The organism is Patescibacteria group bacterium (assembly GCA_034659915.1).
In the GTDB taxonomy this organism is placed as follows: domain Bacteria; phylum Patescibacteriota; class WWE3; order JAUXAW01; family JAYEID01; genus JAYEID01.
Map to the genome: position 1 here is coordinate 73,241 of JAYEID010000013.1, position 21,669 is coordinate 94,909.

19 protein-coding genes and 1 tRNA gene are annotated in these 21,669 nt (G+C 44.0%); 18 read left to right on the forward strand and 2 right to left on the reverse strand.

The window, feature by feature from the left end; all coding sequences use genetic code 11:
- The first annotated feature begins 19 nt into the window (after nt 1-19).
- The 13 genes from rpmJ (at nt 20) to U9M98_02250 (ending at nt 8,206) form a co-directional block, all read left to right on the forward strand.
- Nucleotides 20-133, forward strand: coding sequence for a 50S ribosomal protein L36 (rpmJ, locus tag U9M98_02190; GenBank protein ID MEA2020507.1), 114 nt, complete (start codon nt 20-22; stop codon nt 131-133).
- Between the two features lie 81 nt (nt 134-214).
- Nucleotides 215-598 carry a 30S ribosomal protein S13 gene (gene rpsM, locus U9M98_02195; protein MEA2020508.1) on the forward strand — a complete coding sequence of 128 codons (384 nt, stop codon included), beginning with the start codon at nt 215-217 and terminating at the stop codon, nt 596-598.
- Between the two features lie 84 nt (nt 599-682).
- Entirely contained in the window at nt 683-1,084 is a 402-nt protein-coding gene (rpsK, locus tag U9M98_02200) for a 30S ribosomal protein S11 (GenBank protein MEA2020509.1), read from the forward strand.
- Nucleotides 1,085-1,195: 111 nt separating this feature from the next.
- Complete coding sequence (rpsD, locus tag U9M98_02205; GenBank protein MEA2020510.1) at nt 1,196-1,792, forward strand: 30S ribosomal protein S4; 597 nt, start codon at nt 1,196-1,198, stop codon at nt 1,790-1,792.
- A 377-nt stretch (nt 1,793-2,169) separates the two neighbouring features.
- Complete coding sequence (locus U9M98_02210) at nt 2,170-3,123, forward strand: DNA-directed RNA polymerase subunit alpha (protein MEA2020511.1); 954 nt, start codon at nt 2,170-2,172, stop codon at nt 3,121-3,123.
- Nucleotides 3,124-3,183: 60 nt separating this feature from the next.
- Complete coding sequence (gene rplQ / locus U9M98_02215; protein MEA2020512.1) at nt 3,184-3,546, forward strand: 50S ribosomal protein L17; 363 nt, start codon at nt 3,184-3,186, stop codon at nt 3,544-3,546.
- Between the two features lie 14 nt (nt 3,547-3,560).
- Entirely contained in the window at nt 3,561-3,992 is a 432-nt protein-coding gene (gene rplM / locus U9M98_02220; GenBank protein MEA2020513.1) for a 50S ribosomal protein L13, read from the forward strand.
- Between the two features lie 171 nt (nt 3,993-4,163).
- A complete protein-coding gene (rpsI, locus tag U9M98_02225; GenBank protein ID MEA2020514.1) occupies nt 4,164-4,571 on the forward strand; it encodes a 30S ribosomal protein S9 in 408 nt (135 codons plus the stop codon).
- Nucleotides 4,572-4,903: 332 nt separating this feature from the next.
- Nucleotides 4,904-5,488, forward strand: coding sequence for a hypothetical protein (locus U9M98_02230; protein MEA2020515.1), 585 nt, complete (start codon nt 4,904-4,906; stop codon nt 5,486-5,488).
- Nucleotides 5,481-6,263 (forward strand): lytic transglycosylase domain-containing protein, encoded by a 783-nt coding sequence (locus U9M98_02235; GenBank protein MEA2020516.1) that lies wholly within the window; start codon nt 5,481-5,483, stop codon nt 6,261-6,263. The genes U9M98_02230 and U9M98_02235 overlap by 8 nt, the downstream gene beginning before the upstream one ends.
- Before the next feature lie 206 nt (nt 6,264-6,469).
- Nucleotides 6,470-6,967, forward strand: coding sequence for a hypothetical protein (locus tag U9M98_02240; protein ID MEA2020517.1), 498 nt, complete (start codon nt 6,470-6,472; stop codon nt 6,965-6,967).
- Complete coding sequence (locus U9M98_02245; GenBank protein ID MEA2020518.1) at nt 6,967-7,263, forward strand: hypothetical protein; 297 nt, start codon at nt 6,967-6,969, stop codon at nt 7,261-7,263. Before U9M98_02240 ends, U9M98_02245 begins: the two co-directional genes overlap by 1 nt.
- 866 nt (nt 7,264-8,129) lie before the next feature.
- A tRNA-Pro gene (locus U9M98_02250) sits at nt 8,130-8,206 on the forward strand.
- A 28-nt stretch (nt 8,207-8,234) separates the two neighbouring features.
- Here the strand turns inward: U9M98_02250 and uppS are convergent.
- Nucleotides 8,235-9,578, reverse strand: coding sequence for a polyprenyl diphosphate synthase (uppS, locus tag U9M98_02255; protein MEA2020519.1), 1,344 nt, complete (start codon nt 9,576-9,578; stop codon nt 8,235-8,237).
- A 99-nt stretch (nt 9,579-9,677) separates the two neighbouring features.
- Here uppS and aspS point away from each other — a divergent pair, with 99 nt between their 5' ends.
- Together aspS and U9M98_02265 are read left to right on the forward strand one after the other, a co-directional pair.
- Nucleotides 9,678-11,057, forward strand: a complete 1,380-nt coding sequence (gene aspS / locus U9M98_02260; GenBank protein MEA2020520.1) for an aspartate--tRNA ligase — start codon at nt 9,678-9,680, stop codon at nt 11,055-11,057.
- Nucleotides 11,058-11,089: 32 nt separating this feature from the next.
- Nucleotides 11,090-12,163: a hypothetical protein gene (locus U9M98_02265; protein ID MEA2020521.1), complete on the forward strand. Its 1,074-nt coding sequence runs from the start codon at nt 11,090-11,092 to the stop codon at nt 12,161-12,163.
- On the opposite strand, the gene U9M98_02270 is transcribed toward U9M98_02265, so the two are convergent.
- Nucleotides 12,150-13,292, reverse strand: coding sequence for a hypothetical protein (locus U9M98_02270; GenBank protein MEA2020522.1), 1,143 nt, complete (start codon nt 13,290-13,292; stop codon nt 12,150-12,152). The genes U9M98_02265 and U9M98_02270 overlap by 14 nt on opposite strands.
- Nucleotides 13,293-13,588: 296 nt before the next feature.
- On the opposite strand from U9M98_02270, the gene gltX reads away from it, so the two are divergent.
- The 3 genes from gltX (at nt 13,589) to U9M98_02285 (ending at nt 21,653) form a co-directional block, all read left to right on the forward strand.
- Nucleotides 13,589-15,097, forward strand: a complete 1,509-nt coding sequence (gene gltX / locus U9M98_02275) for a glutamate--tRNA ligase (GenBank protein MEA2020523.1) — start codon at nt 13,589-13,591, stop codon at nt 15,095-15,097.
- A 63-nt stretch (nt 15,098-15,160) separates the two neighbouring features.
- A complete protein-coding gene (locus tag U9M98_02280; GenBank protein MEA2020524.1) occupies nt 15,161-15,922 on the forward strand; it encodes a hypothetical protein in 762 nt (253 codons plus the stop codon).
- Nucleotides 15,923-16,025: 103 nt separating this feature from the next.
- A complete protein-coding gene (locus U9M98_02285; GenBank protein MEA2020525.1) occupies nt 16,026-21,653 on the forward strand; it encodes a hypothetical protein in 5,628 nt (1,875 codons plus the stop codon).
- The last annotated feature ends 16 nt before the right edge of the window (nt 21,654-21,669 follow it).

Genomic DNA, 21,669 nt, shown 5'->3' on the forward strand with positions numbered 1-21,669 from the left:
TCGGTGATAATCTCTTTTTATGAAAGTAAGGTCGAGCGTTAAGAAAATTTGTAAAAAATGCAAAATTGTCCGGCGAAAGGGCAGGGTGTATGTAATTTGTGAAAATCCGAAGCACAAGCAACGTCAAGGCTAAGATGCGGAGAATGCGGAAGCAGAACGGAGAACACGGATTTTTCAGTGTTATCAGTTTCTTATCAGTTTTATCAGTGTAACCATGGCTAGAATAGCAGGTGTTGAAATACCAGGTAACAAAAAAATAAAAGTCGCTCTTACCAATATCAAGGGTATTGGCAGGTCAGCTGCTGAGGATATTTTGGATAAGGTTGGTGTTGATAAAGAACTCCGAACTAAGGAGGTCTCAGCTGATGACTTGGCAAAAATAAGAGCAGAAATTGATAATAGTTACACTGTAGAAGGTGTACTGACAAGGCAAGTTCGTTTAAATATTAAAAGACTTAAGGACATTGGCTCTTACCGTGGTATGAGACACGAGCGAGGATTGCCTGTGCGAGGTCAGCGCACTAAGACCAACGCGCGTACTCGTAAGGGGAGGAAACAAACTGTTGGCGGGACTGGTACAGTTCGAGAAAAACACTAAGAGGAACTATCAATTTCCAATTATCAATTTTAAATTGGTTGACATTACGAGCTACCAGTTACTGGTTACTAATTACTAATTTTTATGGCTAAGAAAAAGAGGAATTCAAGAAATAAAAAAAAGAAAAGTCGCAGAAAGTTTCCTGCTGAGGGAAAAGCTTATATTACTGCTACCTTTAATAATACTTTGATTACCGTTACCACACCTTCTGGAGATAAGGTGTGTAGTGCCAGTGCAGGAACAGCGGGTTTTAGAGGTACTAGAAAGTCTACGCCGTTTGCAGCTTCTCAGGCAGCTCGTCAGGCTGCGGAAGAAGCTACCAACAAAGGTGTGAAGGAGGTGCATGTTTTTGTCAAGGGTCCGGGAATGGGAAGAAATACAGCTATAAAATCCTTAGAAGCTGGGGGGTTGGAGGTGTTAAGTATTAAGGATATAACACCCATTCCGCACAACGGCTGCAGACCGAAGAAAAGAAGAAGGGTGTAGTGATAAGCACCAACTTCCAAATAAATAGCAAGCGCCAAATTACAAGATACAAACGAAGCTTTGTTTGTGTTTTGTAAATTGGAATTTGTGTTTTATTTGTAATTTCGACTTATGTCTCGTTATACTGGACCAAAATGTAAAATTTGCCGCCGTGAGGGGGAAAAACTTTTTCTCAAGGGGGAGAAGTGTGAAACTCGTAAGTGTCCCCTTTTCCGGCGTCAACAAGCCCCTGGCCAGCACGGAGATTCTCGGCGTCGTGTGAGTGAATATGGGCAGCAGCTCCGTGAAAAGCAAAAGCTAAAAAGAATTTACGGGGTTTGGGAGAATCAGTTTAAGCGCTATTTTAGGGAAGCAGAAAAGTTGGGTGAAGATACTGGTAAAGCGTTGTTAAGAAGTTTGGAAAGACGGTTGGATAATGCTGTTTATCGCGCTAATCTAGCAGCTTCGCGAAGCCAAGCTCGACAACTAATTGTTCATGGAAAAGTTGAGGTTAATGGAAAGAAGGTTGACAAACCTTCCTATGCAGTTTTTCCTGGTGACGAAATTGTGGTAGAAAGCATTCCTTCCAATATCCCGGAGAGGGAGACTCCCGATTGGATAACAGCAGATGGAGATGCGGGGAAAGCTAAGATTACACGTGATCCGGAAAGGGATGATATCGGTGCTGATATTGATGAGAGTATGGTAGTGGAGTTCTATTCCCGTTAATGGCTGATGTTGTTGTATAATAATGTGTTTGGTGTGGTGTCGATGGTTGTTCGTTGAAAAATAGCGTTAAGTATAGTTAAGAATGGTTAAGTGTGGTAAAAAATTGTTGGGTCAAATGTAGCGATAATTGTTTTGTTAAGTTGGCGTTAAGAAGAGGTTAAGTGTTAGGGAATTAGATTTAACAGCAGAGCTCTGACGATGCTACTTAACGCAGTTTCCGAACTGCTCTTAACACGAGGGTCGCTAGATCCGAGTACTTGGCGTGAGCGAAGCGAGCTTTTTACGATTGTAAGGAGGCTAATCAGGGCGGTTTTCGAGATATATGTATTTTTCAATTTTACTGTTTGTTTACACCTTTCGAAAGGGGGTTTAGTTAGATGTTAGATCCAAAAAATGTTTCTCTTATAGTTGAAGACGAAGAGGAAAAGTCTGCCCGATTTGTTCTACGTCCATTACCTGCCGGTTTTGGTCGTACTATAGGTAACTCTCTCAGAAGAGTTCTCCTTTCTTCTATTGAAGGAGCGGCAGTAACTGAGGCACGTTTTTCTGGTGTTCCGCACCAGTTTACAACAATTGATGGGGTGAAGGAAGATGTGGTGCAGCTTATCTTAAATTTGAAAAAATTGCGCCTTCGCATTGAAGGAGAAACTGCTGTTGCATTGAGCCTTTTAGCAAAGGGAACTGGCGAGGTTACAGCTGGTGATTTAGAGGTACCTGCGGGCGTAGAAATAATTAATAAAGATTTGGTTTTGGCGACGCTTACTTCTAAAGATGCTAAATTGGAAGCCGAACTATTAGCTGAGAAAGGTTACGGATTTGTACCTTCGGAGGAGGGGGAAAAGTCCCGTGTGGGTGCTGTTCTTTTGGATGCGGCTTTTTCACCGGTAAAAAGTGTTTCCTGCAAGGTGGAGAAGACGCGAGCAGGAGATCTTTCTAATTTGGATTCATTGGAGATGCAAGTAAAAACTGATGGAACTATTTCACCCCGAGAAGCTTTCTTGGAAGCTTCTGAGTATTTAATGAAATACTTTTACCGACTTACTCAAGGTGAGCAGGAGGTGAAGTTGGAAGAAGAAAAGAAGAAACCATTAATGACGCAAGAGGAGAAGCAACATCCTCTGGAGGATTTGGAATTACCAACTCGAGTAACAAACAGTTTGAAAGCTGGGGGTGTTACAACTTGCGGAGACTTAATGGAGATTATTTGGGAAGAGGGTTATGAGGCTTTGAAGGAGATACCAAAAGTAGGCGAGAAATCAGTGGAAGAGATAAAGAAAAGGGTTAGGGAACGAGGTTGGGTAAAAGATTTAGAGGAAGAGGAAGAAGAGTAGGAGTAAAAGGCAAGTAATTTATCTATTTAGTTTAATTCTGAAGCTGGCTTGGTTTTTGTTATGAAGAAACAGTACAAACTTGGACGAAAAAAAGCACACCGCGAATCATTACTTTCTAATCTTGCGCGGGAATTAGTTGAACATGGGAGAGTGAAAACAACGTTGGCTAAAGCAAAGGCGTTACGACCTAAGGTTGAGCGAATGGTAACTAAGGCAAAACGAGGTAAGAATAGCGATTATCGTGAATTACTTAAATTTTTTCGTTCAAGAAAACATGTTGATAAGATGATTGAGGATATTGCTCCTCGGTTTTCAGAGCGAGGGGGAGGATATACCAGGATTTTGAAGTTAGGACCGCGGGGAAGTGACAAGGCGGAAGCAGCTTTGATTGAGTTTGTGGAGCGCGGGGACCAAAACGAATAAAAGATTAATTTGTAATGACGACTAAAACCTACGTAACAAAGGAATCTGACATTGAGCGCGAGTGGCATCTTTTTGATGCTAAGGGGGAGGTTTTGGGGAGGTTATCATCACAAATAGCTCCCTTGCTCATGGGTAAAAATAAACCAAAATATGCTCCTTATCTTGATTTAGGTGATTACGTAGTGGTTGTTAATGCCCAAGATTTGGAGATAAAAGGTAAGAAAGAAAAAAAGAAAGTTTATTATCGTCATTCGCAGTATCCTGGTCATTTGAAGCAAGAAACGTTAGGGGAGCTTATGGAGCGAGATCCAACTGAGGTTATTTACCGTGCTGTAAAAAGAATGCTTCCAGCCAACAAGTTGAGGGATAAAAGGATGAGCCGGTTAAAAGTTTATGCGGGCGCGGAACACCCGCATGAGGCCCAAATCCGAAGTCCGAAATCCTAAATTCGAAACAAGCACGAATGTTCAAAATCCAATTGACACGAACACTAATCTTTTTGCGGATGTTTTGAAAATTTGGATTTATATAATTTGAATTTGTCGCCTCTCCGGCGACCTGCCGAGGAGGTACGGTTTAGGATTTAGATATTAGGATTTAGGGTTTTTCATTAAATTATGTCTAATAAGAGCAATAACCAACAATTTTATAGGGGTGTAGGTAGAAGGAAAACTTCTACAGCAGTGGTTCGCCTTTTTGACAAAAAGGGAGAAATCTTGGTTAACGGTATGCCTATTTCCGATTATTTTTCGGGAGAAAAGGCTAGAAAGAAGTATATGATGCCTTTTGATGCATGTGGAATGACCAATAAGTTTAGCGGTGATATTAGGGTAAGCGGTGGCGGAACTACAGGACAATTAGATGCGACTGTTCTTGGTATTTCCAGAGCACTTCTAGAATACGATGAAGAGCTCAAGGCTGCTCTCAAGAAGTATGACCTTCTAACTCGTGATCCGCGAATGAAGGAGAGGAAAAAAGTTTATCATCGGGGTGCACGGCGCAAGCCCCAATTCTCCAAGCGGTAACCAACGCTAATTTACGCGAACAAAAGAACACGAATCTACGTGAAATGAAGGACGAGGTTTTTGTCACTGATTAAAAATGTTATTCTTGCGTATTCTTTTCTGTGTTGGAGGCTTTCGGTTAAGTGCCGAAAGCTGATTTTGGTTGACTTTCACCCCTTTTTATGCTATAAGTTATGTAGTTTCAGACTGCGCCTCTCTTCGAAATCCTACTGCAGTTTGACATAAGTTCGGCCCCCATTCAGCGGTCCGGACAGTTTTTTGTTTTAATCGTGAGATAGGGAAACTGTAAGAAGTTCAAGTCTGAGTATTCATAGTAACAAAGGAGGTTGGAAATGTCGGAAAAGGAAAAAGTTGATGGGTACGAGTACAAACTAGCCCTGGTTTTGGGCCTTGGCGTCTTGATCCTGCTTCTTGTTGTGGGATCTTCTATGGCACGAGGTTTCCATAATTCGGTTGCGGCGGAACGCTTGAAGGCGGAAGCAGAACGTCTTGAGGCCGAAGCTGCTAGATGGAAGGGGCGGGCCGAATCTTACAAGGCAGAAGCTTCCTTCTGGGAAGGACGTGCTACTGCTTACAAGAACGAGGCTGAAAAGTGGCGCGGCGTAGCGGTCTCACTGCAAGCACTAACTGAGCCATTGGGTGCGGCAGTAGCGGTGATTCTTTCCGTTGCTGTTCTAGTTTTTGCTGTCGGTGGCGCAGTTGCTCTTGTCCGTATTGGCTGGGGGTTCGGTCGCGGTGGCGAAGCACAAATGAAGGCTCGGGCAGGTGCTTTTAGTTCTTCTGGCCAGCACACGACTTGGGATGTTCTCCCGAGGAAGGCTGAGACTAAGCAGGAGTATGTTGCCCCGCCCGGATCCGCTGTTGCGAAGCGGCTTCGGGAGTTGGGTGTAGATGTTCGGGAGGCTGGCCATGCCTAGAGATTTGGCGAATCCCGCAGTCAGGATGGCAGCAGTTCTGACTTTTTGTGCTCTTTTTACAATTGGTTTGGCTGTAGCTGCGCTCGGCCATGCCCGTACGGTTGTGGCGAGTGCGGACGTTTCGGTTCGGGAGGTGTCGGAAGCAAGAGCTACGCCGCCGGGAGCGGTGGAAAAGGAGAATACGAAGGAGGGCGAACCGGAAACAGAGCCAGAACCGGGGCCGGAGGCAATACTAAAACCGGAATCGAACCCGGAGGCGGAGGTTGCCAAAGAAGGTCTTTCTCGCGTGTGGCCGCAAGAGATACTTGCTTTGGAAGGTCTGGTTGTTGAAGCTGCAAATATGTTCGGGCACGATCCAAACCTTGTGGCAGCTCTTATAAAGACAGAGAGCTGGTTCTCACAAAAACGGTGCCCGAAGAATAGACCTGACCTTTGGGGTGAGCCCGGGACCAGGCGTTACAACGAATGCAAGACGGCTTGGCAGCTTTGTCCCGAGGGTCCTGCTACCTCGTCTTGTACATCTGTAGCAGGGGCAAAAGGTCCGGCCCAGGTCATGCCTTATCATTTTTTCCCTGGGGAAGATGGGCGTGACCTTAGCACAAATATCTATCGCGGAGCGGAAATTCTCCGTGATTATACGGACAGGAAGGGGGGCAATATCCGAACGGGTCTTGCCGCCTATTACTGTGGTCCTAACAAGACCACTTACCCTGCGCACTGCTGGTCGTACGTGGAGAAAGTTATGGGAAATTACGGTGATGCGATTCAGCAGTAACACGTTTTTTGTTTTTGGTACCTTTGGGAGGCGAGTGGTTGGTTGGTTCCTAAACCAACACTCGTCTCCTTGTTCTTTTTTTGCTATTAGTGTTAAATTAAAAGTAATTAAGGCAGATTTTTGGGATATCTTTTATTTTAAAGACCTGCTTTTAATTACACAGGAGAGTGAAGGGAGAAGGAAAAAAAAGCACTAAAAATACCAGAATGTCCATCAATTTTCTAGGATCTAAAGCTAAGGAGGCAATGACAGTGGAAAGAGATGTACCCAGAGTTGTAGATGAAATTTTTTGGGAGCTTTTCAAGTACCATCAGGAGAATGGTGCTAGAGGTTTTATGCCCCCTCCTCCTGAGGAGGCGGAGGAAATCTTGGCAACGGAAATACTTCCACAATTCCCACCAGCAATCCAGGAAGAGCTCTTGGGGGGTTGTGTTTGTACTCTACCGCCAGATGGGTGTTCCGAAGAGGAGCGTGCGGCCTACCGCACGCTAGGGAGAACAGCTATCTACTATACGCTACTTGGGTACCCACCGGTTAATATGTCATTACCGCTGGAAGAAACCTTGTCGTTGTCTCAAGCACCGGGGTGGATGCGCGAAAGGAAACTACCCCCTGGTTTTGACGGGATGAACTTTGAAGAGCGTTGTTTTATGTTCGGGTTTCTGCAAAATGGCGACCAAGAACAAGACAAAGGAGAGATGTAATGTGTTCTGGAGATGAGCTAGTGTGGAGGCTTTTCGAAGTTTCTGATGGCTTGGCGCTACCTTCCGAAGATGGGGAGCTGAAAAGACTAGCGGAGATTGTTGTTTGCGGGCTTCCGGAGGATGAAATACCGGATGCTTTGGACTATCTCTGGAACACTTTTGGAATCGAGTTAAATTTGGACGATCTTTTTGCATGTCCACCCGATCCGGAAGAGGTGGAATGGTTGATGGACACAGGAATAAGGTATTCCGAGCCTGTGGAGAGTTTGAAAGTAATTTCAGGCCACGTCCCTTGAACGTAGTCGTACCTGCTTAGGATGCTAGGGAGATTTCAGGGCAGTTCTCGCGAATGGGTTCGAGAACTTTTGGAACTAGTTCCGAGAACTGCCACTATAAGTATTTTGGAGTTAGGAGGATAGTTGTAAGAATGGTTGGTTTCGGAAGGGTGTTGGCTCTCACGAACGCAAGGGAGGTACGTCCAATGACGTGCGCCGAGAGAGCTTCTGTTCGAGGACGAGTTGTGAAACCTAGGTGTTTATGATCTTTATAGATACCAGCTAGATAGGTTTCCGCTCGTCCTTTCTTTTTGTACTTAACCATTTTTGGTGTGGTTTAAGCCACTTTTGCGTAATATTCATTTCTTGTTCTTTGCGCTTTCTCAATATTATGCTAAAAATGATTGAAGCAGTTTTTTATAAATCCGGGGGGCTGCGTACTGCAAAAGAGGGGTGTATTTGGAGTGGGGCATATAGTGAAAGGAGAAGGGTGTGCCTAACACGGGATCCATATTGGTAGCGCTGGGGTTGATGGAAGAGCCTGAAAGGTCAAAGCGCAAGGCGTTGTGTGTCCGCTGCCGGGGCGCAGAGGCTGCGGAAAATAGCAAGTATTGTTCTAACTGTATTAAGGCTATAGAGCATAACAAACAGCGATTGCGGGAGGATCGCGATACCGACGAAAAATGCTCGTGAAATGCGAGAGATCTTTTTGGGAGCTGTCTAGTCCAGGGGATTAGGTATTGGGGAAACAAAGTATCTATATCCTTTTCGAAGGGTGAGTTCGTGAAGTCTAAGGTGTTTGTTTATAAACACTTGCTGCTAGACTTCAGGCCTTACCCTTTCTTTTTTATTTGCAGATACGATCTTTTGGGGATATAATAAGGTTGCGGGGCGTGGCGCAGATGGCTAGCGCGTACGCATGGGGTGCGTAAGGTCGCCGGTTCAAGTCCGGCCGCCCCGACCACTTTTAATCTCCACCAAATATTCTATTTTTAAGAAACCAGCTCGCGCAGTTCCCGGTAAAACCTTTGGAGATACTTTTCAGCCTCTTGCCAATGTTTTTCTCTTTCCGTGCTCGAAATTCCTTCTTTTTCAGCCAAATCATGTTCAAAAGTTGCCATTGCTTTCCAATGTGCAGCTTCCCTTAGTTGGAGTTCCGATTGTTGGTAGAGCTCACCATAAAGTGCACTAAAAGCCTTTTCTAGTTCTAGTTTATTAATACAACCCTCTAGTTTATCGTGAACTTGCCACCAGGTAATCTCCAGCTCAGCAGCTTTCTGTGGGTCAAAATCTGCTTCCATATTTTCCAGTGCAATTGAGTAGAAGCTTTCCATTGCATTTACAGCTAATTCCCAATTCCGTTGGTTGTGTCCTTCCATGACAGCTCTGAACATTGCTTTTGTCATGTTGGTAGCGTTTTCGTTCCCAACATTATAAAGTTCTTTAATCCAGTTGATGAAAATTCTCTGCATTTTTTCTATATTATCTTTGTTGTGTGCCTTCCACCAGCTAATTTCCAGCTCGGCAACCTTTTCGGGCTTAAAGTTTACGTTGGGAACGGATTGGTCTGCCCCGCCAAAACGGCGCCGTCTTCGGCTAAAGTCCAGGACTGCGTTTTTTAATTTTTCCGGTGAGAAGTCTGGGAAATGATCTCGTTCCCAGTAGATCTCGCTGTAAGCAGCTTGCCAAGATAGAAAACCGCTTAAGCGTTGTTCCCCCGAAGTTCTAATTACCAAATCAGGATAAGGGTGGGGTTGATCTTGCATATCGAGATAATTTTTGAAACGGTAATAAGGATATTTCCCAGCGTATTTTCCAACATTTTCTTTAATATCTTTTGGATCAATTTTCCGTGTTTCTATATCTTTAATTATTTTTTCAACGCTGCGCAGTATTTCATCATGCCCCCCGTAATCCAATCCAATATTTAGAACAAAACTTTTGTTGTTTTTTGTTTCTTCTACTGCGTTTTCAATTTTTTTCCTTAGCTGGCTTGGAATTCTATCTTTGCGCCCTAAGTGGTAGATACGCACGTTATCCTTTTTTGCGTCAGCAAGGTTGTCATCGATGAACTTTTCATATAGTTTCATTAGATAATTTATTTCTTTTTTGGATCTGTTCCAGTTTTCAGTGGAAAATGCCCAAACTGTGGTAGTGTGGATGTCCCAGTCGCGAATAGTTTGGAAAAGCTTGGGCGCAAGATCAAAACCCCTCCGGTGCCCTTCTAGTGTAGGCAACCCCCGTGCCCGTGCCCATCTCCTGTTTCCATCCGGAATTATTGCAATATGGCTAGGGAGCTCTGTGTTTGGGGGAAGCTCAATATCAGTTTTTGGTATAGTATCTTACATTGTAGTCTCAGGCGTTGTTTTTTTCAAGTTAACGGGGTTTGTGTCTCGGGTCTTTTAGTATAAAGTGTTTTATGTTATCTTTAGCCTATGTTGGAAAGGACATCAGCTTCCAAAACTGTTAAAAAAGTAGGTGAGGACGTTATTCTTAAAGGTTGGGTAGACAGGCGGCGTGATCACGGTGGCGTGGCCTTTTTAGATTTACGAGATAGGACAGGAATTGTCCAAGTTGTTTGTACACCTGAACAAATTGATGATTTGCGCGATGAATACGTGGTTGAAATTAGAGGTGAGGTAAAAGAGCGGCCGGAAAATATGGTTAACCCTGATTTGGAGACGGGCACAGTGGAAGTTAAGGTAGAGAAAATCACTGTGTTATCGGAGTCGAAGACGCTACCCTTTGATATACACGGAAGCGGATTGAAAATTAATGAAAAGAAGCGTTTAGAGTATCGCTACCTAGATTTGCGTAGACTACGTTTAACAAAAAATTTACGTTTTCGCAGCAAGGCTGTTCAATTTATTCGCAATTATCTTATGGAGCGTGATTTTGTAGAAATTGAAACTCCCATTCTTTCTAAATCTACACCGGAAGGGGCGCGTGACTTTTTGGTTCCTTCTCGGCTACAACCCGGCGAGTTCTACGCACTTCCCCAAAGTCCTCAGCAGTATAAACAGCTCTTGATGGTGGCTGGCTTTGAGCGCTATTTCCAAATTGCGCGGTGCTTTCGGGATGAGGATCTTCGTGCGGATAGGCAGTTGGAGTTTACTCAGCTGGATCTAGAAATGTCCTTCTCTACTCAGGAGGAAATTTTGGAGTTGACTGAGGATTTATTTACAAATCTAGTGGAGGAGTTAACCGACAAGAAAATTACAAAGAAGCCGTTTCCTCGCTTGAAGTACAAAGAGGTAATGAGAAAATACGGGACAGATACTCCTGACTTGCGCAAAGATAAAAGTGATCCTAATGAACTAGCATTTTGCTGGGTAATAAACTTTCCGCTTTTTGAGAAAAGTGCTGAGGGAGATCTTAGCCCCTCTCACCACCCGTTTACAGCTCCCCGGGAAGAAGATCTAAATTTGTTGGATTCAGAGCCAATGAAGGTTCGTTCCTACCAGCACGATTTGGTATTGAACGGTCATGAGGTGGGTGGGGGAAGTATTAGAATTACGGATCCTAAGATCCAAACTAAAATTTTTGAAATTTTAGGGCATACTCGCGAAGAGATTGAGGAAAAGTTTGGACACTTACTTAAAGCTTTCGAGTACGGTGTTCCGCCCCATGGTGGTATTGCTCCTGGCATTGATCGCTTGGTAGCTATTCTTTGCGGGGAGGAAACTATTCGTGAAGTTATGGCTTTTCCCGTTACCTCTTCTGGTGAAACTGCTGTAATGGATGCTCCTAGTAAAGTTGACAAAGATCAATTACGAGAGCTAGGTATTAAAGTTGTTGAGGATGATAATGACTAGTAAAATCTTCAATTAGGTTCAAAATTTCCCAAATGGCAAATTATTTTTTTGCAAGAACAAAAAGGCGAGTACGTGCTGCTTTTGCAAAAGCACGTTTCCAAGGTTATTTACAAAAGGCACATTTTTTGAGGCTTGCTGGTGTATGCTTTCTTCTTGCTTGTACTCTTTTTTCTAGTTCCTCTCCCCTTGTACAGAGTAATGAAATTGAAGATGGAAAAGGGGGAGAACAATCTCAAAGTTTGGTTGCTGGTGCAAAGGAAAATTCCTTTGAAGCAGCAGAGCCAGAATGGCCAAAATTAAGAGATGATGCGCCGGAATTTCCAACAGTTTCGGCAAAAGCAGTTTTGGTAAAAGATAGTAAGACAGGAAAGACTTTATACGAAAGAAACTCTACTGAGAGAATTGCTCCTGCTTCCTTGGTAAAAATAATGACTGCTTTGGTTGGTTTGGATAAGTATTCTTTGGAAGATGAGTTGGTGGTTTCAGAAAGTTGCCTTTCCGGGTTGGAGGGAAAAGCTCAGATGAATTTGCAAGCGGGGGAGCGTGTTAAAGCGGGTACCCTACTCTACGGCCTTTTATTACAGTCTGCTGCTGATGCTGCTTGTGTCTTGGCTCGGGACCCGGAAAACATGCTTGACGACTACCGTGGTAACGAGCAGCTTTTTGTTGAAAATATGAATCAAAAAGCTTGGGAACTAGGGTTACGTAATACTCGGTTCCAAAATGTTATTGGTGTAGATGAGGAAGAGCAGTATTCGACTGCGGCAGATCTTTTGCATTTAGCTCAGGTTGCGATGGAGAATCCTATTTTTAGAAAGATAGTTGGAACAAAGGAAATTAACCTGCATAATGCTGCTAATCCCCCAACCCAGTGGCATTATGTGCAAAATACAAATGAACTGTTGGTACCGGAATTAGAAGTTACTGGAGTAAAAACAGGAACAACTACCAATGCTGGTGAGTGCTTACTTGTATCTTGGTTATGGAAAATTCGGGAGATTTATGCAGTGCTTTTGGGAAGTGAAAAAGATCAGCGGTTCGCAGAATCGCGTAAAATTATAGATTGGGTAAACTCTTCGTTTGTAGCTAATCCTAGTCCTCGTTAGACTCTTGCGGTTCCTGGTTTACCCATTCTTGGGGTATAGCGTTTAGATACAACACAATTTCCCAAGGTTTTTGATTTTTAACTTCAGCTAAGCCTTTGAAAACGTAGATGGGTGTTAGGTAATTTTGCGCTTGTTTTGATTCAAAATAAGCTAGTTGCATATTTTGAATTCTTATTTTCTCAACTAAGGGTGGAGAGGGGTTTTCGTAAAACCCGGCTCCTTGAGGTTTGAGATAAACTAGGGCGGCATTTCCAGCTTCTAGATTTTCCCAGGCTTTGCTGGAAGTTAATAAAGGGTAAGTAGAGCCTTCTTCAGTTTTTATTTTCCAGTTTTGGTATTCAGCTATTGGTACTTGATCAACTACTGAACGGTAAGAGCCACCAGCAACTAGTAGAGTAGTTAATCCTTGTCTAGGTTTGGGACCCAAGACATCGTAGCTTTTTCCATCCACATTAAGGACTTTGAAAAGATCTACTCGGGTTAGTTGCGCTTGTGATAAACTTTCTACTACGCTAAATTTCCCGTTATTTATTTGAACAAATGAGACCTCTCTTTTTGCACTTTCTAGTGTTTTGTTTCCTAGGCTAAGCCGGTTAAGAAAATTCTGGGCTGTATCTTCAGCAAGTTGCTTAGTGGGCGCGTTGCCTTTTGTGAGTTGTATTTCTAATGTATTGGAGTCGTAAGTAAGGGAAAAAGCTTGGCTTACTATATTCATTTCTAGAGTTCGTTTTCCTTCTTCCCAGCGATATTCAGTGGGTGAGATAGCTTTAGGGCTAGAAGTAAATCCCAAACTTTTTGCTAGATCCTCCGCTTGCAATTCTGTAAGTGGTGTTGTTGGGTTTTTCTCTAAGGGAAATATAGGTAACCGGTCCGGCATAGCTGGTAATCTTGCGGTGGGAGTGTCCAGTTCGTACTTCCATTTAGATAAATTAATGTCGCTAGATGGTATTTTTGGTATGCCTATTTTGCCGAAAGCTGTTTCTGGTGCCGGCTTTTTGGGAGGAAAGAAGTGACGGTAAATTCGAACTCCCACATTCCAACCTATTCTTCCAATAGTTAGAACTGCTAGAAAAATTATAAAAGCAGCAATGCCGCGTCTTGTAACTTTAGAAACTTTGGTTAAACTCATTGAGGCTTACTGTTCACAATCTTAGCATGAAATCATTAGAACATAAAAGCATGAAAACATAGAATATAAAAGGGACCTAAGAGACCTGCAAGGGGCGGTACCACATTGGGTCGACCCCAGGGGTCTAGCTTGTCTAGTCCTTGGAGGTCTCGGTAGAAAAAGAAAAGATTGAAGAGACCGGAAAATCGTAACTAGAGATAGGAAATACTAAATACCAACTACTAATTGCTAATTGCTAGTTGCTAACTACTTACTACTAACTACTAAGCCCGTTTGTTATAATAACTACGTTGCTTATGCCAAATGATAATTCTTTTGAAAATGTAAGAGTGCGCAGTGCTCCTTCTCCCACTGGCCGACCTCATATTGGTACTGCTTATAACGCTCTTTTTAATTATGTTTTTGCCCGTAAACACGATGGTAAATTTATTCTTCGTATTGAGGATACAGATCGGTCTCGCTATGATGCTGATTCTGAGCGAGAGATTATAGATGCTCTTACTTGGTTAGGTTTGGAGCCAAATGAATCTCCTAAAAAAGGGGGAGAGTACGGACCTTACCGGCAGTCGGAACGCTTGGATATCTATAAAAAATATGTCGAGCAGCTTTTAGATAAAGGTGCAGCTTATTACTGCTTTTGTTCGGAAGAACGCCTAGAGAGAATTAGAGAAAGAGCTAGGCGGGAAGGTAAGCCTCCCATGTATGATGGACATTGTCGAAGTATTAGCAGGAAAGATGCTGAAAAGAGAATTCAGGAGGGAGAAGAGTATGTGGTTCGCTTAAAAGTCCCCAAGGAAGGGACTACTAAGTTTCACGACTTGATACGTGGTGAAATTGAGGTTGAAAATCAAGTTATTGATGATCAAGTTCTTTTAAAATCTGACGGTTTTCCTACCTATCATTTAGCTAATGTGGTAGATGATCATTTAATGGAGATTAGTCATATTATTCGGGGTGAGGAGTGGCTTTCTTCTGTTCCCAAACACATTTTACTCTACACTGCTTTTGATTGGGCTCCTCCGGTTTATGCACATACTCCGCTGCTTCGCGGTGAGGGCGGTGCTAAACTGGGAAAGCGACACGGCGCACTTCCTATTTTTGAATACAAGAAAATGGGTATTCTTCCGGAAGCACTTTTAAATTATTTGGCGCTTTTGGGCTGGACTCATCCTCAGGAGAAAGAGTTTTTTGGTTTGAAAGAAATGATTGATAAGTTTCAACTTGAAGATATGGATGCAACTGCTCCTATCTATGATCCGGATAAGTTAAAATGGTTAAATGGTAAGTGGATCCGCGCGCTTAGTGTTGAGGAGCTTGCGGAAAGACTTCGGAGTGTTTTTGCAAGAGAAGCGGAAGCCGCCGGGGAAACTTCCGGGGTTTCTGCAGATCCAACCCCGGAGGTTAAAGAGGCGGCCCAGGAACGATTTTCCGAAATCGTCTCCCTTGTTCAGGACCGCATGGAAACCCTCTGTGATTTTGAGGAACTGGCCCGGTTCTTCTTTGAAGCTCCGGAGGTAGACAAAGAACCTCTTGTGGAGCAGGCTCATGGAGATGAAGAAGAAGCAAAAGCTATCTTGGAAGCAGCAGCAAAGATTATTGAAGAGACAGAATTGGAACACGATGCTTTGGAACAAGCTTTTCGGTCTAAGGCAAAGGAAGAAGGTTGGGGAATGCGGGCAATTTGTATGACTACCCGAGTAGCAATAACTGGGAAAACAGTCTCCCCCCCACTTTTTGATTGTGTCGCGATCCTCGGCCGCGAAGAAACCCTTACCCGCCTTAACAAATCTTTGGAATTACTGTAACAACAGCCCTCGCAAAGGTATTACCTTTGATAGAGCTTGTTTCATAGGGTTTTTGATTTTTTTATGAAAAGAAAAACTGTTTTGGCAGTTGGTGGTATTTATCATATTTTCAATCGTGGGATTGACAAACGTGATATTTTTCTTGATCCAAGTTATTATTCCCGTTTTGTTTCAACTTTAGAGCATTCTTTAAAGTATAATTATCCTTATAGTTTACTGAAACGCCGGTTGAGAGAAGCTAAATCTTCGGAGGATAGAAAGAATATACTTTTGCAGCTGGAGACGAAGCGTGTAGAACCCCCGGTGGAAGTACTTTCCTTTTGTTTAATGCCCAATCATTTTCATCTAACTTTAAAACAACTTGTCGAAGACGGTATTACTGAGCTTATACGTAGAATTTGCACAGTGTATACAATGTATTTTAATGTGCGGCAAGAGAGAAGAGGAACTCTTTTTGGTGGGGTATTTCGATCAGTTCTGGTGGAAACTGAAGAACAGCTGATCCACCTTTCTCGTTATCAGCACTTGAACCCCCTCAAGGCCGGAATAACTGAGATATCGAAGTTGGGAGATTATCCCTGGTCAAGTCTCGCCACTTATTTGGGTAGGGATGATATTCCTTTTGTTAATAGTAGGCCGGTCATGTCTCATTTTAAAGATGCGGAAGGGTATTTAAGGTTTCTGGAAGCCGAAATTGACGAGTTCGAGCCTCTGCGTTTGGAGGGTATTGCGATAGATGATGACTTCGGTTGGTTCGCCTGTTTTAGGGATTATGAGGAAGAACGTAAAGAGGCTCTCCGAAAGAGATATATGGAATTGTTGTAATGAAGGCGCTCGCAAAGGTATTACCTTTGATAGCTTTTACCTTTGATAGCTTTATTCTGGTCCTAACCTTATACCATGTGATAGACTGAAGTTTAAGCTTTATATGGTTAACCCTGTCCGTGATTCTAGTTCAATTGAAAAAATTTCCCAGTGGATTGATATTTTTCTTCTTTTTGTGTTGGTTATTGCCAACTTGTTATTTCCCCTCTTTGGTCTTTCTGCGCATCTTGTAAGTTTGGTCCGGTTGTTGTTTTTGCTTTCCTTAGTTCTATTTTTTATATTTGTACGGTTGCCGCTTCTTTTCGTTGAATCGGTTGTGGGTATGCTTCGTTCCCACAAAGATAGAAAGAAGATTTGGAGGAGTAGAAAAAATTTTCTTATTAAAAACCTTGTTTTTATTTTGGTTTTTCTTTTTGTGTTGGATTCAGTGGGTGCAAATTCTCTCCACGGCGTAATTGGTAGAGAGTTGTTAGGGAGGAAAGGTGATCGTGGTGGAGCAGCTGATAATGGAGGGGAAGCCTACGGGTTGGTAAGGTCCAGCGAAAAAGAAATGTTTGTTCTGCGGGCAAAGCGTAAAGACTTTAAGTCTGAAGAGGACGTTACCTTTAAGGTAAGTTTTACCGATGCTTTGCCCTCCGCACCGGAAGAAAATGAGGCGTCAGGTTCTTCCTCCCAGCCCTCCTCGGCAACAACCTCTGCCACTCCCGAAACAGATTCTCCCTCTTCTGTAGATCAATCTGGTTCGGAAGAACCAACCACCCAAGATTCTACTCCGGAGGGTACAGAAAGTGCTACTCCGGAGGCAACAATAAGCGCCCAGCCTAGTAATCAGGGGTTGTTGGGAAAAGTATTAGCGCTTTTGGAAAAATATAATATTTTTGGTTCTGTTAAAGCTCAAAGCAAAGAACCGGATATTGATGTGAAAATTTTTGATGTGGAAGGTGAAGAGACTCACTTTCCTATTTCTGTTGAGGCTGATGAATCAGGTAACTTTGAGATAGAGGTAAGTAAGGGTAGAGCGTTTAGACCCGGGAAGTATGAGCTTAAAGTTACCTTGGTAGATCCGGAAAGTGGTGAAGAGCTTGATTCTATAGAACAAGATTTTACCTGGGGTGTTTTGGCTGTTAATACCAACAAGTCCATTTACCTGCCCCGGGAAAAAGCAAAATTGCAGATGGCTGTTTTGGATGAAGAAGGGATGATGGAATGTAACGCTAAGCTGCGCTTGGAAATCCAAAATCCGAAATCCGAAATTCAAAACCTCTCGACGGAAGAGGGAAGCATTACCGTGAACCCTGAATGCAAGTTGCATGACTTTACTCTGGTGCCGGATTACGAGGCAGAATACCAAGTTGCCGATTCTGGTGTTTATGAGATGAAACTAACTGCGGAAACAGAAAACGGCACTTATACCATTACCGATTCTTTTGAAGTGCGCAACGAAGTCCCTTTTGATGTGGAGAGGGAAACAGCAACCCGTATTTATCCTCCCGAGTCTTACCCCGTTACTTTTTCTATTAAGGTTAACCAAGATTTTACCGGCGTAATTGAGGAGCGTGTTCCTGCAAGTTTTGAGGTGGAATGTCCCCCTCTTTTTGATGTGGATTCGGGAACTCGTAGCAACAGTTGCCAGATCAAGGAGAAGGACGGCGTCAAAACAATATCTTGGTCTGTAAGTTGGGCAGAAGGGCAAAGGACAACCTTGTACTATCGTTTCAAGACACCTCTCATATCGCCGCAATTTTACCTTCTGGGACCTTTAACCTTCCGTAGCCTTGGCGAAGGAGGTCCTTCCACTACTGTTTTTGAAAAAAGCGAGGATGAGCTTGCACCGACGAGCTTCGAAGAAGCGAGGAGGTGGCAGCTGGCTATTGACGATACGGAAGGCGCCAACAGCCCAAGCAGCGCAGCTGAAGATACATCTGTAGGTGGTTATTCTTGGTCGGGATATACCAATGTTTATTCTAGTAATGATTCCTATGCTGAGGTTACTTTGGGTAAAGGATATATAAGTTATTATATTAAAGCTACCGGCTTCGGTTTTTCCCTTTCTAATTGCGAGTCCATTGATGGGATTTATGTAGAGGTGGAGCGTAAATCTAACGATGCGGCTGATATGGAAGATAATTCAGTACGCCTGGTTAACGGTAGTGGTACTATTGTTGGCGATGACAAAGCAATAGCTGGTGATTGGCCAACTTCGGATACTTACCAAGGTTACGGTGGTTCTACCGATACGTGGAACGCCAGCTTGACTTGTAGTGATGTTACTAATTCTAATTTTGGAGTTGTCTTTTCAGCGCAGAACACTGTATCTACTAAACCACGCGATATTACTGCCTCCGTTGACCACATTCGGGTGACCGTTTATTATACTGCTGCCCCAGCTCTTGAACAGAGCCATTACCGTTGGCGCGACGACAGCTACGGTTTAAACACTGACAACGGTTGGCAGGCAAATGAAGATAACGAGTACAATGGCTTGCCGACAAATACTACCGCCCGTTTACGAATGGAAATTGACAATACCGGTGACGCGGAGGCGAGCAGTTATCAGTACCAACTGGAATATGCTGCCCAAAGTGGGGACACTTGCGGCGGCGAAAGTTACACCGCCGTACCGGTTACTGCTTCCACAGAACCTTTTGAGATGGTTACTTCTAGCCAATACACGGACGGTGACGCTATTACTTCGGGATTTCTGACAGGTTCCGGCACTTGGGCTGATGGTGAGGGTGTGGCAGACCCCTCTAATAAAACAGCAAGCCATAGCTTAGCTTATGGTGACTACACAGAATTTGAATATGCAATTCAGGCAACTAGTGATGCAGGCAGTGGACAGACCTACTGTTTCCGGTTAACAAATGATGGCTCGATTGAGAATTTTACTTATACTAGATACGCTGAAGCGACCATTCAAGGAGTTAGCGGTTCTTTGGGCAAATCTGCAGACGGATGGGCGGGGGCAATTCCAGTTTATATGGATGTTATTGGTTATGATTCCAGTTATTACGCCCGGGCTAAAGTGGATACGCCTGCTGCGGAAACCTACTACTTTGATATGACCTGGGATAGCGGCAACAGCCGTTTTGAAGGGACAATTTATCCAGGCTCTTATTATTGCAACGGTTGTGCTGATCCAAATACCGGAACTTTTACGGTTACTGTTCAGATCGATGACGATTCCGGGTTTGGGTCAATTAATGACTCAGACAGTACGGGTAGTTTTGATACTTATATTACCCGCCGGAAAAGTTCTTTGGACACCTCTGAAAACTATACCGATATCAAACCGGTTTGGAACACCGACCATTGGGATATTGAGGTGGCTGACTTTGCCCTTTATTGCTCTTCCAGCCAAACCAATGCGGTTATTGCCGTCCCTTTTCATCCCACTACAGCTAGTATTTCTAACATTGCTGTTAGCTATGATGGTACAGCTGTGTCCCAGGGTAGTGCGGAATCAACCACTGACGCTTGGTGGTGGGACAGCGATTACCACACCTTGTTTTTAATGTTTGGTTCCTGCAGCACGACCATTGTGGATGTGGACATTAGCTTTGATTCGGATACGGATCTTTGGGCAACGCGGTTCGACCGGGTGCAAACAGCTGACATGGGCAACCGCGAATTTTATAACGGTCTTTTTATTGGTAACCAATACTGGACAACCAGCGTGTATGGCGGCGGTCACGAAGGCGCCGGTGAGCAGGCGGAATCGCGGGCAAAACCCAGCGGGGGAGATGAGTTAACTGTTGATTGTATGGAACGTGTGGGTGTTTGGGCTGACGATGACGGGGACCCCAACACCATCGATGACCTGAACTGCGACGACTCCGGTTATTATGAATGTAACGTTAAGTGGGCGCAGGACGAGTGGGATGATTGGCCCCTTTCGGAAGATAACGATTCGATTGTGGTGGAAACCAACGAGGACCAGACCGCAAGCACCGGTTGGCGGCAGTATTTGGATAATTCTATTAGTGTTGAACGGATCCTAACTTTTTATTCCGGCAAAATATATATTGAAAACAATTACACTATAACCAATAACGATTCCAGTGCACATGATCTCGACCTTGTTCATGAAAGAGAACAATGGCTTGCTGGAGACTGCGCTATAAACGATAGAGGTCGTTATTATAGTGATACTTCGGATCGAACTATGGACACGAGGGTAGATATGTCTACGTTTTCTAATCCTTGGCTGACGAGTTACGACAATTACGACACCGGTTATTATGCAAGCATGGGATTTATTTTTGAGGAAGGTGCGGAAGCGGATTACGGTATTTTTACTGACCATGCCTTTATTACTAACACTTCGGCTGAGTGGCCGGTGGTAATTGGTTCAGAAGGGCACACTGAGGCAGCTAATACCGGTTTTGAATTAAGTAACAATTCTGTTGCGGCAGGGAACAGTGTGGTTTTAAATTATTGGCAAACCCTGTATATAGGCAGTTCTTGGGATGATGTTGCGTCTGCCTTGGATGATGCTTGTGCAGAGCTTAATGATGCTAACACCGCACCCAACAGCCCCACTTCTCTGACGCAAAAGAAGACCGACGACACAGTTCTTTCCACGGGCGACTGGACCAACGAATCTTCGGTAAAATTCACGGCAACTGTGGATGACCCCGACGATTCGGACACACTCTACCTCTGTGTAGAAAAAGACCCCACCGGCACTGCTTTTTCTGATACCGAAGATCAGTGCGGGGAGGGGGTTTCCTACTCCGGAACAGCGGTGGAAGCAACTGTTACTATTTCTTCGCAGACCGACGATACTGAGTATCACTGGCAGGCACGGGTTAAGGACGAAGCGGGAGAATATTCATCCTGGGTTTCTTACGGGGGGAACGCGGATCCTAGTGATACAGATTACGCTATTGACACCACAGCCCCCACCGGAGGGACAGTTTACGACGGAACGGAGGCGGGGGTGGATAAGGATTTTAACGATGAATCTCTTTCCCAGCTTTCTGCCAACTGGAGCGGGTTTGATGCTAGTGTATCCGGTTTGGATTATTACGAATATTCAATTGGTACTACCCAAGGAGGAATCGATGTTGTGGGCTGGACCAATAACGGCACATCAACTTCGGTAACTGAACAAGATTTAACTTTGCAAACCTCACAACCTTATTACTTTAATGTGCGGGCAGTGGATAATGCAGGCAGTACCCAGTCTCCCGCAATTTCCTCCGACGGCCAGCTGGTGAGTCCCAGTATTTCTTTTAGCGTTAGCCCTTCTACAGTTTCCTTTGATGCTTTGAACGCTTCCAACAGTTATACCGATACGGAAACCGTTACTTTGGAAACTTCCACCAACGCCTATAATGGTTATGTTGTTCGTGGTTTTGCCACCGATTATTTGCGTTCCGCTTCCGGCAACGAGACAGTTCCCGATTTTGACGGGGGAACTTACGAGGAGCCGGACGGCTGGCTTACTAGTGACCGCGGGTTTGGTTACCATTCTTCGGATGAATCTATTCAAGGAAGTAATATTTTTAATAGCGACCCTTGCCCCGGTGGCAACAGCCCGCCCTGTTATGCGCCTTTTTCCCAAACGGCTCCCGGTGATATTGTTGCCGACCACACCGCCAATGTTACCGGCAGTCCTATTTCCAGCGAACAGTTTACGCTTACCTATAAGGTGAAAACCGACAGTATCCAGGCTTCGTCAACTTACATTACAACTATTATTTACACTATAACTGCTCAGTATTAAAATAGTGCCAAATTAA